The organism is Pseudoalteromonas rhizosphaerae, assembly GCF_028885455.1.
GTDB lineage: Bacteria > Pseudomonadota > Gammaproteobacteria > Enterobacterales > Alteromonadaceae > Pseudoalteromonas > Pseudoalteromonas rhizosphaerae.
On sequence record NZ_CP118496.1, the window covers coordinates 4714373 to 4730951 of the forward strand.

17 protein-coding genes and 1 pseudogene are annotated in these 16579 nt (G+C 38.8%); 3 read left to right on the forward strand and 15 right to left on the reverse strand.

The window, feature by feature from the left end:
* Positions 1-111: 111 nt before the first annotated feature.
* Positions 112-675 (forward strand): annotated as a pseudogene (locus tag PVK79_RS20350) (MFS transporter); the annotation flags it as partial.
* Positions 676-695: 20 nt separating this feature from the next.
* Here the strand turns inward: PVK79_RS20350 and PVK79_RS20355 are convergent.
* Positions 696-1811, reverse strand: a complete 1116-nt coding sequence (locus tag PVK79_RS20355) for an IS630 family transposase (protein ID WP_257324334.1) — start codon at positions 1809-1811, stop codon at positions 696-698.
* Between the two features lie 59 nt (positions 1812-1870).
* Between PVK79_RS20355 and PVK79_RS20360 the strand changes: the two genes are divergently transcribed.
* Positions 1871-2122: a LexA family protein gene (locus PVK79_RS20360; protein WP_149983453.1), complete on the forward strand. Its 252-nt coding sequence runs from the start codon at positions 1871-1873 to the stop codon at positions 2120-2122.
* A gap of 34 nt (positions 2123-2156) precedes the next feature.
* The gene (locus tag PVK79_RS20365; RefSeq protein WP_257324335.1) at positions 2157-2813 is read left to right on the forward strand and encodes an MFS transporter; all 657 of its coding nucleotides are present in this window, start codon (positions 2157-2159) and stop codon (positions 2811-2813) included.
* An 85-nt stretch (positions 2814-2898) separates the two neighbouring features.
* Here PVK79_RS20365 and PVK79_RS20370 read toward each other — a convergent pair whose 3' ends face one another.
* From PVK79_RS20370 to PVK79_RS20435, 14 genes are all read right to left on the reverse strand, one after another.
* A complete protein-coding gene (locus PVK79_RS20370; protein ID WP_182734601.1) occupies positions 2899-4038 on the reverse strand; it encodes a Na/Pi symporter in 1140 nt (379 codons plus the stop codon).
* Positions 4039-4564: 526 nt separating this feature from the next.
* The gene (locus tag PVK79_RS20375) at positions 4565-4813 is read right to left on the reverse strand and encodes a TIGR03643 family protein (RefSeq protein ID WP_145241233.1); all 249 of its coding nucleotides are present in this window, start codon (positions 4811-4813) and stop codon (positions 4565-4567) included.
* Positions 4814-4863: 50 nt separating this feature from the next.
* Positions 4864-5241: a VOC family protein gene (locus PVK79_RS20380; protein WP_257324342.1), complete on the reverse strand. Its 378-nt coding sequence runs from the start codon at positions 5239-5241 to the stop codon at positions 4864-4866.
* Positions 5242-5324: 83 nt separating this feature from the next.
* Complete coding sequence (locus tag PVK79_RS20385; protein ID WP_257324343.1) at positions 5325-6320, reverse strand: fatty acid desaturase; 996 nt, start codon at positions 6318-6320, stop codon at positions 5325-5327.
* A 667-nt stretch (positions 6321-6987) separates the two neighbouring features.
* Positions 6988-7503 (reverse strand): hypothetical protein, encoded by a 516-nt coding sequence (locus PVK79_RS20390; RefSeq protein WP_182739800.1) that lies wholly within the window; start codon positions 7501-7503, stop codon positions 6988-6990.
* 307 nt (positions 7504-7810) lie between these two features.
* Complete coding sequence (locus PVK79_RS20395; RefSeq protein ID WP_257324345.1) at positions 7811-8110, reverse strand: type II toxin-antitoxin system RelE/ParE family toxin; 300 nt, start codon at positions 8108-8110, stop codon at positions 7811-7813.
* Positions 8098-8355 carry a type II toxin-antitoxin system Phd/YefM family antitoxin gene (locus tag PVK79_RS20400; RefSeq protein ID WP_149981240.1) on the reverse strand — a complete coding sequence of 86 codons (258 nt, stop codon included), beginning with the start codon at positions 8353-8355 and terminating at the stop codon, positions 8098-8100. Before PVK79_RS20400 ends, PVK79_RS20395 begins: the two co-directional genes overlap by 13 nt.
* Before the next feature lie 431 nt (positions 8356-8786).
* Positions 8787-9170 (reverse strand): hypothetical protein, encoded by a 384-nt coding sequence (locus PVK79_RS20405; RefSeq protein WP_257324348.1) that lies wholly within the window; start codon positions 9168-9170, stop codon positions 8787-8789.
* Between the two features lie 98 nt (positions 9171-9268).
* Positions 9269-9895 (reverse strand): hypothetical protein, encoded by a 627-nt coding sequence (locus PVK79_RS20410; RefSeq protein ID WP_257324350.1) that lies wholly within the window; start codon positions 9893-9895, stop codon positions 9269-9271.
* Between the two features lie 376 nt (positions 9896-10271).
* A complete protein-coding gene (locus PVK79_RS20415) occupies positions 10272-10823 on the reverse strand; it encodes a cytochrome b (protein WP_145235009.1) in 552 nt (183 codons plus the stop codon).
* Positions 10824-11326: 503 nt separating this feature from the next.
* Entirely contained in the window at positions 11327-11788 is a 462-nt protein-coding gene (locus PVK79_RS20420) for a GNAT family N-acetyltransferase (RefSeq protein ID WP_145235007.1), read from the reverse strand.
* Between the two features lie 187 nt (positions 11789-11975).
* The gene (locus PVK79_RS20425) at positions 11976-14411 is read right to left on the reverse strand and encodes an ABC transporter permease (protein ID WP_257324351.1); all 2436 of its coding nucleotides are present in this window, start codon (positions 14409-14411) and stop codon (positions 11976-11978) included.
* 87 nt (positions 14412-14498) lie between these two features.
* The gene (locus PVK79_RS20430) at positions 14499-15236 is read right to left on the reverse strand and encodes an ABC transporter ATP-binding protein (protein WP_182734586.1); all 738 of its coding nucleotides are present in this window, start codon (positions 15234-15236) and stop codon (positions 14499-14501) included.
* Positions 15237-15253: 17 nt separating this feature from the next.
* Positions 15254-16504, reverse strand: coding sequence for an HlyD family secretion protein (locus PVK79_RS20435; protein WP_257324352.1), 1251 nt, complete (start codon positions 16502-16504; stop codon positions 15254-15256).
* Positions 16505-16579: the final 75 nt, after the last annotated feature.

Sequence of the window (16579 nt, forward strand, 5' to 3'; positions counted from 1 at the left end):
ACCCTGCTGAACAAGGAATTGTTAAGAATAAGTTATTCAAATTTAAAGAGTAATCAGCTGGCAATTTAATATCAACGTCAGTTGCGTTGGGGTATAATTACGCTACCTGCCATCTACTTGGTGACTTTAGTTTTGTATTCAACTCCAATTAAACGGACTTTATTTTCCACTGCGATTTTAATTTTAGGCATTATTTTTATTGCCGCTAACTTACGCGCACCCGTTACAGGGCTTGCTCCTGTGCTTGAGCAAATAATTTTGACCTTTAACTTAAGCCCTTCGCAAGCCGGTATGCTCACAACACTGCCGTTAATTGCCTTTGCTTTAGCCAGCCCGATGGCGGCAAGTCTTGCTAAAAAACAAGGGCTAGAAATATCATTGTTTATTGCGCTTATTCTGATTGGTTTGGGCCTGGCTTCACGACTGATTGACTCTATGCCAATGCTTTACTTAGGCACAGCAGTCATTGGCATCGGTATCGCAATTGGTAACGTACTGTTACCGAGTTTAATTAAACGCGACTTCCCACATAAAGTTGCAGTGATGACCTCTACTTACGTACTAGCAATGGGAATTTTTGGTGGTAGTTATGCCGCGCTTATTATTCCGCTGGCTGAATATAAAAGTATCGGCTGGCAATTAGCCCTTGCTTGTTATGGCTTACTTACCCTAGTACTTCGTCACACAAATTTTGACTAGTTGAGAGCACCGTAAGCTCTCTCTAGTTTTTCACGTGCTGAATCAACATTAAACATCCAATTTATACTGGCGCCTTCTTTATTTCGGCGCCATTCCCACGCCGTGAGCTCTGTCTTTAACTCTTCCATACTTGCTATGCGCCGATCTAAGCATTGCTTATTCATATTGCCAATTTCTATCTCGACCATATTCAACCAACTCGCATGTTTAGGTGTGTAATGGAACTCTATTTTATTTAAAATACGTCGTGCTTCTTGCGGTGAAAATGCTTTATATAACGCACCTTCCGTATGAGTCGATAAGTTATCTAGCACGACACGAATTTTATTCGCATGTGGGTAGTGTTCATCGACTAAGTCCTTCATACAGTGTGCAAAATCAACTTTCGTTTTCCTCTGTGTTGCTTTAACGTGTCGCCAACCCCGATGACGGTCAAAGAATACAAATAAGTTAGCCACGCCAACCCGTTTATATTCATAATCTAGGCGTTTTACCTGTCCCTTTTTCATCGGTTGTACTGGCCGTGTATCATCAACAAGTTGCTTCATCGCCTCATCAAAATTAATAATGGGATTGAGCTCATCCGCTGGCTCAGCATATAATTCAAGTACATGCTCCATTCTTGCAATATACTCAGCGTCCATTGTTGCCACACACCACATCTTTTTTTGCCATGGCTTTAACGCATTTTCTTTAAGGCGTCTACGAACCGTTTCATATGAAATACTGTCTAAATCCGTTAATGTTATTAATCGCTCGCCAAGTAACGCTAATGTCCATCGGCAGTGTCCTGTTGGCGGCTCAGAACAGGCTGTGGCTATTAAAGTTACTTCATCTTTCGCGGAGGTTTTTCTCATAGCACTACTTCGTGCACCTTCATTTAAAGCGGCTTCTAAACCGTCTTCGACAAACTGACGTTTGACTCGAAATACAGTTGAAGAGCTCACTTGAACCGCTTCACATATTTGATCTGTTGTATATCGACAACGGTCCGCTTTTAATAAAATGGCGGCTCGTTTGTACTTTCGAACATTGACCATGCCTTTTTTGCAGTAGTTAACTAATTCGCATTTTTCTTCTGCTGATAATTCAACAATATACTTTCGGTTCATAACAATATTAAATGAGTAAATATGAGTTAAAGGATCGTCAATTAGGATAAAAGTTCATTATGAATAAAGAAGAGTTGCCGTCGTTCACTGTGAAACAAGGGCAGTATTTGGCATTTATTTATTACTACACAAAAGTGAATGGTGTTGCACCTGCTGAAAATGATTTTGAGCGTTATTTTGGAACTGCATCATCAAGTGTTCATGCAATGATTTTAACGCTTAAAAAGAAAGGGTTCATCACTTCAACTGCTGGAAAAAGCCGAACGATAAAGCTATTGATAGGAATAAATCAGTTGCCTGAATTTAAGTAAGGCAACTGATCAGAACTTCTGTGAACGAGTACTAGTGAGTATTGTTATTTGGCTACCACAGTTAAAACTTCATACTAAGCCAACAAAAGATCTACTGGCGAGTGTCAACACCAACAAAGTATGGCACGAGGCGCTTGCGTGGCAAATTACCTTATTGCTGGGGTTAAATTCATTTTTTACCTATATTATGATTAGTTGGTTGCCGAGCATTTTGATTGAAGCAGGTCATACAGCACAACACGCGGGAGCTTTGCAAGGCGCATTTCAGGTAGCCTCAGCAACCCCTGGCATCATCTTAATACCACTGCTGGCAAAGCTTAAAGATCAACGCATACTAACTAGCTTATTAGCGCTGGTAGCCGCATTTTGCTCATTAGGATTACTGTTTATCCCTGAGTTTGCAGCAATGTGGGCTATTACCTTAGGATTTTGTTCAGGAGCATGTTTTATTCTAGGGTTATCGTTTATTAGCTTACGTACTCATGACACCCGTCAGGCTACATCACTTTCAGGCATGGCACAGTGTTTGGGTTATTTGCTTGCCGCCTCTGGGCCTATTATCGCAGGCTCATTACATAGCTACTTTGGCAATTGGACAACCACCTTATGGTTATGTGCCTTCGCCAGCGCTTTATGTGCTGTATTTGGTTATCTAGGTGGGCGTAATATCACTATGAGAAGTGCTCATTAAACCAATTAAATAATGAGCAAAGATAAAATTAAAAATGCGCTATATGGGTAACCACATAGCGCATTTTTTAACTCTATATAATGTATTAGCGAACGGCTAAAACAATTAGACCAGGTAGAACAAAGAACGACCCCAACACATAACCCAATGCAGCCGATTTATTCTTCGTACCAATTTCAGCCAGCTTTTCAGCCAATTTAATTGGGATTTCGCGTAAGACCGGAATGCCATATATAAGTGCCACAGCAAACACATTAAACATTACATGTACTAGCGCGATTGTTAGCGCTACTTCAGCCATAGGCCCAGTGATAGAAGTTGCTGCTAATAATGCAGTTATAGTTGTACCAATATTAGCACCTAATGTGAATGGGTAAATTTGGCGCGTTGTAAATACACCACTACCTGCAAGCGGAATCATTAAACTTGTTGTTGTTGACGACGATTGCACCATAATCGTTACAGCGGCACCAGATGTAATACCAGCCACCGGACCACGGCCTATTGCACCGTGCAGTATGTCTTTCGCCTTACCAACAAGTGCCTTTTTAAGGAGCTTACCAAGTGTTGTTACAGCGAATAAAATTAAGCAAATACCGGCAATAACCATCGCTGCCCCCAACATTTTTGTATCTAAAAAGCTAAATGCATCTTTGATTACACCTACCACAGGCTTAACCAATGGCTTAATAAAGTTGTAGCTATTTAATGATAAGTCAGCATCACCTACAAATAAGTGCGACAACATGGCGGAGAGTTTCTGTAGTAAACCAAACATGATTTCAAGCGGTAAAAATATCGCTACAGCAAATAAGTTAAAAAAGTCATGAACCGTAGAGGCTGCGAATGCACGCTGAAACTCTTCTTTTGAGCGAATATGGCCAATAGATACCAACGTATTTGTAATAGTTGTGCCAATATTTGCCCCCATCACCATAGGGATAGCAATACTTAAAGGCAGACCACCAGCAACAAGCCCAACAATTACTGACGTTACCGTAGAAGATGATTGTACTAAAGCGGTTGCTAAAGCCCCCAGTAGTAAAGCAATAAACGGATTTGTTGCAAACGCAAAAATTTCTTGTGCGCCCTCGGTACCACCGGACGCTAGCTTGAAACCACCACTGACAGTGCCCACGGCAACCAATACTAAATAAACTAAAAAGGCAATGGCAGCCCAGTTAAGTGTTTTAATTAATAGCGTGCTCTGCTTTGATTCACTCATGTTTAAATCTCAATTTTTGTCTTGCCGATTGTGGCATTTTGATGACGTTTTTGTTTCAAAGCACATTAGAACATCCGAATATTACAGAAATATTTCACTCAAATTAACGCGTGTTCGAAATTGGTTAAATTACGAAATAAAAGTAACTTACATTTCGCGCTAGGTTTTTAAAAAAGAAAAATAAACAATATATTCAAAACCTTAAATATGGAGCAACCCTTTACATTGATTTACAGAGCAGCCAAAAGAGCTACTGGCTACTGTTAATTAAACACTTAAATACTCTTTTAAAATGATGGAAAAATTAATAACTAATTTTAAAAATTGTAATATGACACATAAGACAACTAGCTCATAAAGCAATCGTACATTTTACCTTATTGACTGTTAGGTTAAACTTCACTTAACCACACAAACTAATCTTAAAGCATTGCCTTTAATAAAATAGCAGGCAAAGTACTTGATCCCTTTAATGAGAGTAAGTATTTAGCATCTTTTGATGCTAAATAACGGCATAAGAAAAGTACTAACGGTTTTTATACTGGGTTTTACAGTGGCTGCGCATAATAGCGGGATTGCGTAATTTTAAATGTTTTGTTGTACGGCCAGCATGGCGCTTGCGCCAGACTTTAAACGAACCCGATGAGATATTGTCGCGCATAAAACTAACTAACTGGGAATGATTTAAACCATAAAGGTTTTCAATGGCTTCAAATGGCGTGCGATCTTCCCACGCCATCTCGATAATTCTAGACACTTGGCTACTATCAAACATAACAGACTCTTCTACAAAATATCTTTATACCCGACATAGCAAGAATACGATCAATCTGTAATTTCAACTCGCCATGGTGGATTCAGCCGATTATACCCCGCCCAATAAAGTTTAATTTTATTGCCTGATGGGTCTTTTAACACCGCTTCTCGCCATAAATAACGCTGCTCGGTGATCACTGATTCAAACTCAAAGCCCTTAGCTTTTAGTGACGCGACCCACTTTTCTAGTTCTGCGCTTTCAAAATATATAACCGCGCCATTACTAAACACAGCATCAGTTAATAATAAAGAAAATGTAGCTTTATTAGGGCACTCAAAGCGTGAGTAATGATCCGTTTTTACAATTTGTGTAAAGCCCATGGCCAGGTAAAATTGATTTGCTTTTTCGATGTCAGAGACAGGTAAAGTGATTTGATTAAGGTTCATAGTCGTTACCTAAATATTGAGTCAGATAACGACTTTAAAACCTTAACTTAACTTGAGGTCAATTAGTAATTGGTATCTTGATATTAAGAAGCTTGATAGCGATTTGCTTGTTTGATGCTAGCAAAATCGTTAAAGCGAACACCGTGTTTTTTCATTACCTCAAGCACTTTCTTGCTGATCATCTGGCGTAAATAAAACGGCTGATTTGGCACAAAATGGTGAATCGTATGGGTATGGCCAAAGTTAAAACAAAACAAGTTAAACGGTGCGAACAAGCGACTCGTTAAAACATGCGTTTGCTCCAGCATGTTATTCACGCCGCCATAGTAATGCATTGATGAAGTCACAAAATTTAATGAACTTGAACGCACAATATTAGGCACAATCAACACCACCATTAAAAACTCAAACACCGCCATAATGTCCAGCAACAACGCCGGCGAATTAGCCGCAAGTGGGGTAAATAAATCAACTAAATGGAACACAATTACGCTGTATAAAATAGCAAAGTACGCTGTGGTAACCGGAAACCCTGCGTTAAATACCTTAAAAAAGCTAAACCCTTTGATTTCTTTATTAAAACGTTTAGCGTTAATCAACAAACCGAGTAAGCCATCAACTATTACCAACGCCCGTAACAATGGCTTTTTAATGCCATTACCCACTAAGCGCTCTTCTAAGTCTTGCTCAGTACCCGACACTTTATGATGATGTAAATGCATTTTACGGCGATACCATGGGCTAATAGTATTTGGGCGCATTAGCCACACTGTTAGCATCATAAAGTTATGTAGAAAAGGCTGGTTACTAAAATACTGTTTATGGATCAGGTCGTGTTCAAGCTCGTGGGAAATTGACGCAGCAATAGCCGCTAAAATAATACATAACCACGCGGGAATAATAGCAAAGTAATAAAGCGCACCAACGCCAATTAACGCACCGAGTGATAATAATAAAATAGCCATCCCGATAGTATTCTGATGGGCTAATAACGGATGCTTTTGACGAAGCTTGGCTTCTTCAGCTTTAATCGCCTTAACAATGGCTTGAATATTTTCCTTAGCACTTAACGTGGTCATAAATAGCAACTGATAATCAAAGTTGCGCAGATGATACCCGAATAAATAAAAAGCTGCTAGAGCAACGAGCAACGAGCAACGAGCAACGAGCAACGAGCAACGAGCAACGAGCAACGAGCAACGAGCAACGAGCAACGAGCAACGAGCAACGAGCAACGAGCAACGAGCAACGAGCAACGAGCAACGAGCAACGAAAAAATAAAAGTGCCGTTAATTTAAGTCAAGCATGTTTTTTTAATATAACTACAATTGGTTAAGTTAGCCGTAGCTAAATCGACTTAAATTAAAAAGTGGTCTTTTGACCTGTAAGAATTATTATGGCGACAGAGTGTCATGAACGGACGTTGCCGATCCTAATTGCTTGTTATAAGCATTTTAATTCTGGGATCCTGTTATATAAAGCTTCTCTTACTCTATCTTCTAGTTCAAACGCTTCAGCTTCCCACGGTTGATATTTAGAGCATGAGTAATTTGAATCACTAGCTGACAAGTTGGGATAGCTTTTGCCTTTTCAGAGACTATAACCTTCGCATGGTTCCGTCGGCAGGTCTTTCTTTTTGACTTTTATAATAAAATGCAAGATGCAAGACCTGATGCTGTTTTTCTTCGATATGGCGCGCGGGTTTGCAGTCTCAGCCCAAATTGTTGGGCGAACATAATCGACTTGTTAGAGTTTTTTTGCCAACTTATTATGAATTGCACTGTATGACGTCTCTAGTCTTTTTAAATGCTTACTGACATTTTTCCATTCCCAAACTAAAAAAGACCCAAACTCTGGATAAGTATCCTGCCACTCTTTTGCTTCCTTTTTATCTCTTGCATGAAGCGAAAACAACACGAAGTAATCTCCTTCAATAAAAATATTGAAATTGATTGTGCCCCAGCCATCTGCTGTATATCTATAGGTAGCACCATCACACTTATCTGGAACCAAATCATGTTTCTCAATGTAAACCTCCCCACCAGTGTCAGAGTAGTGGAGAGTCAAGTTGATATCTTTACACCTAAAGTCATTCTCAGATAGTTTGAAATTAGCATATTCATTCAAATCCTTCCGATTAGAAAAAATTTGTATTTCTTTATCGAAATCTGAATAAGCTTCGTAAATAAGAACATCATCTTCAAAGATAAGATTAAGAACCTTTGGTAGTTCTGAAATTGGAATTCCGTTTACAAGAGACATACAGAAAACTCTAACGAGGCTGTAGAATTACTCGTTTTTAATTTATTTTTATTGATGGTTCAACCATAGCCCAGTTGCTATTTTGATTCAATCGACAACTGACTTTCACGTAAAATATAAAAAGAGGGCTTGGTGTTGTTTTAATTGGCATTTTTGCAGGTGTCTGAGTGGTTTATTTTAGGCGGTAAGTACCTAGCCTTATCAGTACATCGTGATTACAGGAGGTGAACCGCCCACTGCACTTACTGTAAATAATAAGCGCATATGGGTGATGTTGAAAGAGCTCAGGCTACCCGATTAGTGTAAGCTACATTTGCAACAAGAACTTACGTAAATCACGCTCTTGTCTCATTATGTGTAAAATAAAAACCTTATCATTGTCTATTTTGTAAAATATACGACAAGGATTAACTATCACTTCACGATAATTCAGATTTGATAGTTCAATCGGTGTTTTCCCTGATTCAGGGAACTCTTCAAGGCGTTCAACTTTAGCAATGATTTTCACCACCAACTTTTTAGCTGACAGCAAGTTACTCAATGCAATATATTCAGCGATATCGTTTAAATCTTCCAGAGCAGGATTTGTCCAGATCATTTCAGCCATTTATTCATTTTCTCTTTAGCTTCAATATTTGACGTAGTTTCTCCTCTACTTATTGCCTGCTCGCCTTTAGCTAACGCCTCAAGGATTTGCATACGTTTTTGCATGAATTCGAAGTCATCAACATCAACAAGATACGCTGACGGTTGCCCATGTTCGGTGATTAATACGGGCTCTTTAGTTAAATGCAGTTCAGATAATATTTTCGTCGCTTGGCGTTTCAATGTTGTTACTAACTCTACTCTCATAATAACCTCCACAAAAATGTATCACTATAGTAGCACTGAGTAAGCAATTTAGGAAACACAGCTAACGAGCATGTAGATTAAAATTAGACTAAACTAGACTGACATATTCGATTGATGAAACCAGCCCCCTTGAGTAGTGCCATGATGAAGTTAACCGATGAATGTCTCGGCTCTGGCATACTGCTTCGCCCTACCTTCTAAATCCATTTGGTCGTAGTGCCCCAGCGACCCCAAAAGGATATGGGAAAAACCTGGCTGCGATAAAAGCGCCTCTATATGTGTTTGCCGTAAGCTACTTGCTTAACAGCCACATCGACAGACGAAGTAAACGAATTAGTTTATTGATTTAGAGTTGACCGCCACTAAATGAAAACTGTCAAATAGAACACAAGTGCCTATGAAATGAGTTCAGGCTCATATGTGTTAAATTTTTACTTGGCATATTGTTCAATATATTTTGTGGTAGTTTCTTTTGCTTGGTTTAACTCTGCCTCAGACATTGCTTTGGTTAGCCGAGCCAAACCCTCTTTTGCGAACTCTTTGTCAGTACCTGCTCGCGCAATAACCACTTTGTACCAAGCATAAGACTCAACACTATTTTGTACTGAGCCTGGGCTAGACTCTAGCAAATATGCATACTCAACTTGTGCTGTGTAAAATCCTAGTTTTGCACTCTGATCTAGGTATTTTTGAGCTGATGCAAAATCACCTTTCGATGCTGCCTCCACACCTTTGTGGCGAAGTTCAACTGCCTCACTTGCTAAAGTGCTAGCTGAAAATACTAGCGAGAGGATTGTTACTAGAATGAGCTTCATTGTTTCTCCTGAAATTCAACGCCTTACTCACTGAAACTAAAGGTAAACTAACAACACCAAGTGTCGTAAATCGTGTTGATGCATTTGTTATATTCATTTCACCAATGAGCCGTTTCATTGCTAATTACATTAATTAAATTCTCATTATTTATTTGATACTTACGAAATACCAAATTAGCCATTGTTCTGAAATCGTTACTTCCATCGAATTTAAACTTTCCTTTTTTTGATACGAACAAGTCAAAGTAATAAAGTAACCCCACTAAAATATAAACAACATTCTTACATTTAGCTCTATTTATCTTATAGATAGCACTTTTTCCTACCCTTACAATGCGATCTTTATCTAAAGAGAAAATTTGTTCCCATTGATAACTAACATTATGAACGAACCGTCTATGATCATCTGTAGGGACTATTTTTGTTTTATACAACTCTAAATACAATATATTGAAAACATCAAAGTCGATTTTGCGCGGAGCACTAATACTATCACCTTGATTAAGGTTAATTTCTAATTTGTCATTTTCATTAACTACAGAAATCAAAAATGAACTCATGTAACTTGATACAAAATCAGCTTCTTTATAAAGACATTTTTCAAGTTTAGTACTTCTTCGGTAATCGAGAAAAATAGATACTATAAAACCAAATAAAGCCCCAAGAAATGCACCGATTACAGCTCCTGAAATAGACCAAAACCCATCATTAAAAATTTGTTCCATTAACATTTCTCTTGTTAATCAAAAATGAATATCGCATTTTACAATGCGCGAAGGGCGGATCTTTCTACTCCGACCACTCTCACATTAATACATTACACAGTTTTAACAAATTAGCTAAGGTATTACTATCACTAAGTTTTCTATTATCTTTAAGCAAAGCTAAATGAAACAATATACGCGCGCCGCTCATATCCTTGAATATGTGCGCAAACAACAGTTTGAGCACTTAATTAGCTATTATATTTAGTCAATTTCAATGTCTGGCTATCACTATTAGCCGAACTTCGTCAAAGTGGCAATAGCGTTAAGTCAAACAGAAAGTAGCAAAATTAAAAAAGGGAGACTGAATCTCCCTTTTTTAAATTTTTATTCGCTGTTATTTTTTCGGCAAACGCATTCGTGCAACCGTATTATCAGATAAAACATAATGGTGGAATAAGGCGGCGGCGGCATGTAATCCAATCAAGTAATAGCCAACTTCCCCAGCGGTTTCATGCAGCTCTTTGATGGTTTTAGCCAAGTCTAAATCTTTACTGGCCAATGGCGGCAGCTCTAGACCAAAAAACGGAATTGGTTTGCCTGCCGTGCTCAAAATTAACCATCCCGCAATAGGCATAGCAAACATGAAACCATACAAAATAACATGCACTAGTTTGGCCAGGTTATTTTGCCACTTAGCTGGTTCTGGTTTTATATCAGGAGCCGAGCCACCCACTACGCGAGCAATTAGCCTAACGCTTACTAAAGCTAAAACCGATAAACCAAGCATAAAATGCCACATTTTAAAGGCATCTCGGGTTGTAGTCCCTTTGTCGAATAATTCGCGCAGTTCAATGCTTGCGTAAACAGCTACAATCAATATGAACATAAGCCAATGCAAAGCAATGGAGAGCGTATTGTAATGAGTTGTCGTGTTTTTTAAATTCATAATGCCTCTCGAAAAATGAAATTATACCAATCGTGTTAAGTTACTGACCATTTATAGCGACAGATAAATACAGTGATAACAAGGCATAAATTTTGACATGTAGTTGTTCTACTTGAAAAAATCATAACGCAGTTAGCGCTTTATTTAGCTCGCTAGAATGGTTAAATATTTAAGTCGATCGGTATTACATGGCTACTCATCAACCTACCTCTTATGTTTTGAGAGCTTGAAGAGGTAACCTCTACCCTTGTACGTATTAAATACTCCACATACAGTAACCTATCGTTACTAAGTATTTAGTGATCTAAAACATAAAATTTGTATTTCAAAAATCATGTTTAAATATGGTTGGTTAAGCGTAAACAGTAAAACTTAAAATAAACTTAAGTGATTGGCATAACAAAATAACAACCGTTGGTTACCTTTCGATAAGTATTTGCTAGTTAAACTAATAATTGAAAAGAAATTGAATTTACAACGTTTTTTACACTGTGGCTTTTGAATCAAACAATGCCAGTTCGAATCATGGCTAGCTTTTCAATACCGTGATCGGGCGTCCATCTTTTAAACTCAACAAAGTCATGCTTTTTATATAACTTAATAGCGGGCTCGTTAACTACTGCGGTTTCAACTATCGCTGTTGATGCTGTTTCAATAAAGTTAGTTAACGCATAGCGGATTAACTTATCGGCGATGCCTTTTCTAAAATGCTTTGGGTCAACCGTTAAGCTATTAATTTCTAATCGCTCATTGATAATTACCAGTTCAATAACCCCTGCAAGCTGAGTATCGTCATAAAATCCATAAAAAAGCGTTTGCGAATTGTGTATATCATTAACAGTGCGCGATAAAGGCGGAAAATTCTGCGTACCTATTAATTCAGCTTCTATTTTATAAGAGCGTTGAAAGGTGGTGTAAATTTGCTTTGCGACTGCCTCATTTGCATTATCTAACTTTGCAATCATTGACTGAAATCCCTGTTGTAGCATTTTTAGTTGTATAGACTGCAGATAATAACATTCAGCCCGTACCATCTTTATAATTATTATTAACTTATCAACGTGCCAAATTTTATAAAGTGTTTTTAAAAGAGCTAGTTGAAGGAGCTGATTTAAGCCTTTTACTCAATCAGTCCCTCCTAAACTACACACTTTACTGTTGTGATCCTTGTACACCGTAAATTGCAGGGCGCTTTAGCTGGGCACTTAAAGGTAAATAACACGCCAGTGCGCCAAGGCTAATTACAAACAATAAAGTCATGAATAACATACCAAGCTGCATAATTTGCGGTACTCCATCCGCAATCAGTTGTAGTGGTTGTTGTAAAGCCAGCAATAACGCAATACTGAGTATTATACCCGTTACGATTGCGCTGCCATTTTGCTTAAATACTAACAAAAACAATGCCAGTGGCTTTGCGCCAACACACAAATGAATACCAATTTCAGCACGCCTTAATAACACTGAGTAGCGCATAATACCTATCAAACCAATACTGGTTAAGGCAATAGTGGCAGCAATGATCATCAGCGTTGTCGCCGATACTACATATTGACGAAACAGTGCTGTATCGCGCTGTGCATTTAATGGCGCTAATTGATGAACTGATAAGCCTGAATCAATAGATTGTAATAAGGTGTTAAGCGTATTTTTTGTTAAGTGCTGAGCACTTTTAAACTCGATAATAAATGAATTATAACCAGCACGAGTCAAATAAGCTTTAGGCTCAAGCGACGTTTTCCCCGGTATAAGCATTGTTTTAACTATGCCTATTATTACTAAATCATTTTCGCGCCCTGAAGTTATATCAAAACTCAAATGCATACCCAATGCATTACCATCATTTGATAATTTTTCTGCTAGTACATCATTAATAATAATAACATTCGCATTACTTTTAGTATCCTCGTTTGTAAAACCACGTCCTTGTAATACGGGTTGTTTAAGTAATGAAAAATACTGCTCATCAACTGATTTACCATAAGGTAATACGTTTTGATTGCTTGCTACCTCAACCAATGACCAAGTAATTAAATTATCGTTTATAGGTGATGATGAACGACTTACTTGCCTAACCTCTGGCAGTAAAGCAAGCTCGTTAGCTACTTGCTCTAATAGCTGATTTGCTTTGTCTCTATCAGCCGCTACATGGCTTGCTACATTAACCTTTAAACTCGTTAATTGCTCAAGTGGCAGTGTGAAAGCCTCGTCAATATTACTTTTATTAACGCTAAAAACTAAAAAGTTAATAAACAATAATGTACACGCTACAGCTACTTGAAAAGCGACCAAGCCTTGCCATACGCGCTTGCCCACCTGCACTGTCGTCCCTTTACCTGCTGACTTTAAACTACTTATCAGTTGTTGGTAATTTACTATTCGCGTACATAAAAAAGCGAACAGCGTCGTTAATATTAAGCCGCTAACCAGTGTGATAAGGAATGATACTGCATTAATAGAAAGCTCATTGGCGCGCGGTAATATTGCCATGGCAAAATCGCTTAAGGTTGCTAAAAAAATCGCCGCTAACGCAAGGCCTATTATACTTGCTAAGCCTATTAGCAAGGCAATCTCCAGCCAAAACTGTTTAAACAAAGTAAACCGTGTTGCGCCCAGCGCCGCACTCAGTGCTAATGTGTGTTTACGCGCTGCAGTTCTTACAATAAACACGTTACTAATGTTTACACAGGCAATAATAACCAACCCCGTTACAGCTAAAATGAGCCAATAAATATTCTGCGGTGTCTCTTTTAATATTACTGTTTGCAAGGTGTTTAGCTCAAGTTCGATATGCCAACCTGCAAAGAATGCTTCGGTCGTAATATGCTGTTGCCATACATCATCCACATACTGCGATAACCTTTTACTCGCCCGCTCAATGCTTACATCGCTTGGTAATTTAGCCACAAAATGGCTGCGCGAGTAACGGTTCCACCAAAATGGTTTAGCCTCTGCAGAGGTTAAATTATAATCCCACGGCAACCATACGTCAGTGACCTGCCCTGTTTTGATAAGTGCAGGCGATTTAAAGTTGGCTGCAGCCACACCTATAATTTTGAATTGCTGAGCGCCCACACTAAGTGTTTGACCTATTATGTTTTCTTTACTGGCAAAGTCATTTTGCCATGTTCGATAACTTATAACGGCAACGGGGTTAAAACTATCAAGAGCTTCGGTTTGCGTAAAACCTCGTCCTAAATGTAGCTTAATTGCAAACATTTCAAACCACTGAGGGGTAACAAATGAGGTGTTTACTATGGGTAAGCCCGCTACATCATCAAGGCGTTGTTCACCGTAATACACCAACGCAGCTTGCTCAAATAATTTATGATTTTTATATAAATCAATCAGTGCAGGGTAATTAAAAGCGCGGGTATTAAGCGCCCCGGTTTGGTCTATTTGAGCATATTCAGCTTTTACTAACCGCATTTGCTCAGGGTATGGCAATGGTTTTAACAGCATAATATAGGCAAGTGTTAATACAGTAATTAATGCAGCTAAAACAATACTTAACGTCGCTACAACACTTAAACTGTAAACTTTATGATTAGTTATATTAAGTAATGCATTTTTTAAATTATAAGTCATTATGGCACTCCGTTAAGTTATCCCTTAATAGCCATTGACGTTTTATTATTTTTGGATATTCCATTTTACTCTCACTAAACAGGTTATTTAAGCACTTAGCTGATCTTTTATACCCACAGCCCCTAGCATCTCACCATCCAATAGCTTTAGTTGCCTTGTAGCCATATCACAGTAACGCGGGTCATGTGTCACCATGCAAATAGTGGTGCCGGCTGCATGTAGCTCACTTAATACGTGCATAACTTGATCTCCCGATTTTGAGTCTAAATTACCCGTTGGCTCATCAACTAATAATATTGCCGGTTCAGTCACCAGCGCTCGGGCTATCGCCACGCGTTGTTGCTGTCCTCCTGATAATTGGTTAGGTTTATGACTCATACGATGCCCAAGCCCTACTTTTTCAAGGCACGCTTTTACTTTTTCAGCAATTATTTGCTTGTTTGGTTTACAGTGGTGATAACGCAGTGGTAATGCCACGTTGTCGAACACACTTAACTCATCAATTAAATTAAATGATTGAAAAATAAATCCTATTTTTGCATTGCGAATTTCAGCAGCCTGATTTAGCGAAAGTGCAGAGACGTCTTTACCGTCAATTAAATATTCACCGCTGGTTGGCATATCAAGTAAACCCAATAATGAAAGTAATGTTGATTTACCACAGCCAGATGGCCCCGATATCGACAAGTATTCACCGCGATAAATACACAAATCAATACTACGCAGTGCATAGGTTTGTAACTCTTGGGTTTCAAATACCTTACTAATTCCTTTCATTGCTAATACGACATCGGCTTGGGTGTTCGTTATTTTTTGCTCTGTCATTATTTTTGTCCTGTTCATTAGTTAATTAGAATTTCGCTATTGCTGCGAGTAAGGTTGGTTAAATCTGAAATAATTAATTGCTGATCTAACTGTGCGCCGCTTAGTATTTCGATAAAGCGCCCAGCCTCGCGACCAAATTTGATATCAACCAAGTGTGCGCTTTGCTGCTGTGAGTTTACCTGATACAGATCTCTTACACTGTGCGGTTTTACGTTTGCTGGGCGCTCGATATAAGTAACATCTTTTAGCTGTGCGACCTTAATATTGGCATCGACGGTTAATTGCGGCCGAACATTTTCAGGGAGCTCTTTAGGCAACGATAACTCTACCTCTACTGTATTATTACTCACCACAGGGCTGATGCGTGACACCTTTGCCATAACAACACCGCGGCGTGTATCTACTTCTGCGAGCTGCCCTAACCGAATATCATCTACTTGATTTTGTGGTACTTGAATAATTGCAATTAATGAATCAACCGAGCCGATAAGCGCAATTTCTTGCCCTGCATTTACGCTTTGCCCAAGCTCAATCGGTAAACGCTGTAATACCCCATCCATTCCCGCTACTACAGATAGATTGGCCAATTGTGTTTGTGCCATAACTACTAACCCTTGTTGCTGTTTAATTTGCTCAAGCTGAATGTTTTCAGATTCTATGTGTACGGCTTTTAGTTGCTCTGAACGTTGCTTAGCTATTGCTAATTGCTGGCGAAGTTGTTGCTCGTCTAACACGCTACGCTGATAATTAAGCGTTGAGACTATGCCCTGTTCAACCAAACTGGTTTCAGCTTTTAATTTTAGTTTGGCATTTTCGTAAGCGGCATGGCTTTGCGCCACATGAGAGCGCTCGTTTAATAACTCGCGAGTATTGTTTAATCTTAACTGGCGTAAGTTAGCATTGAGTTTATTAAGTTCTTGCTGCGCATTTTCGAGCTGTTGCTCAAGCGCTGGATTGGCTAACTGCACAATCACTGAGTCACTGGTCACTATTGCGCCTGGTTTTAATAAAATAGCCTGCACAGTGGCCAACGTTTTTGCCGTAAGCAATTGCTGCTGCGCAGATTTAAGTTCACCATAACCTGTAACCGTAATCGCAAGCGCGCCTTGGCGTACATTACTAATAATAATATTACTGCGCGATACTGACACACCTACTTGACTGCTGCGCTGATAAATCACTGCCACAATTAAAATAACAGCCAGTAATAAAATTAGCTTATGCCAAAGCGATAACTGCTTGACTACTTTTGTTTTTACTATGTCCATATTGCACCGCATTATGCTTTGTATATCTAAGCTATAGCGAAACACGTGCCAACATTAAAAATCAATAAATACAAA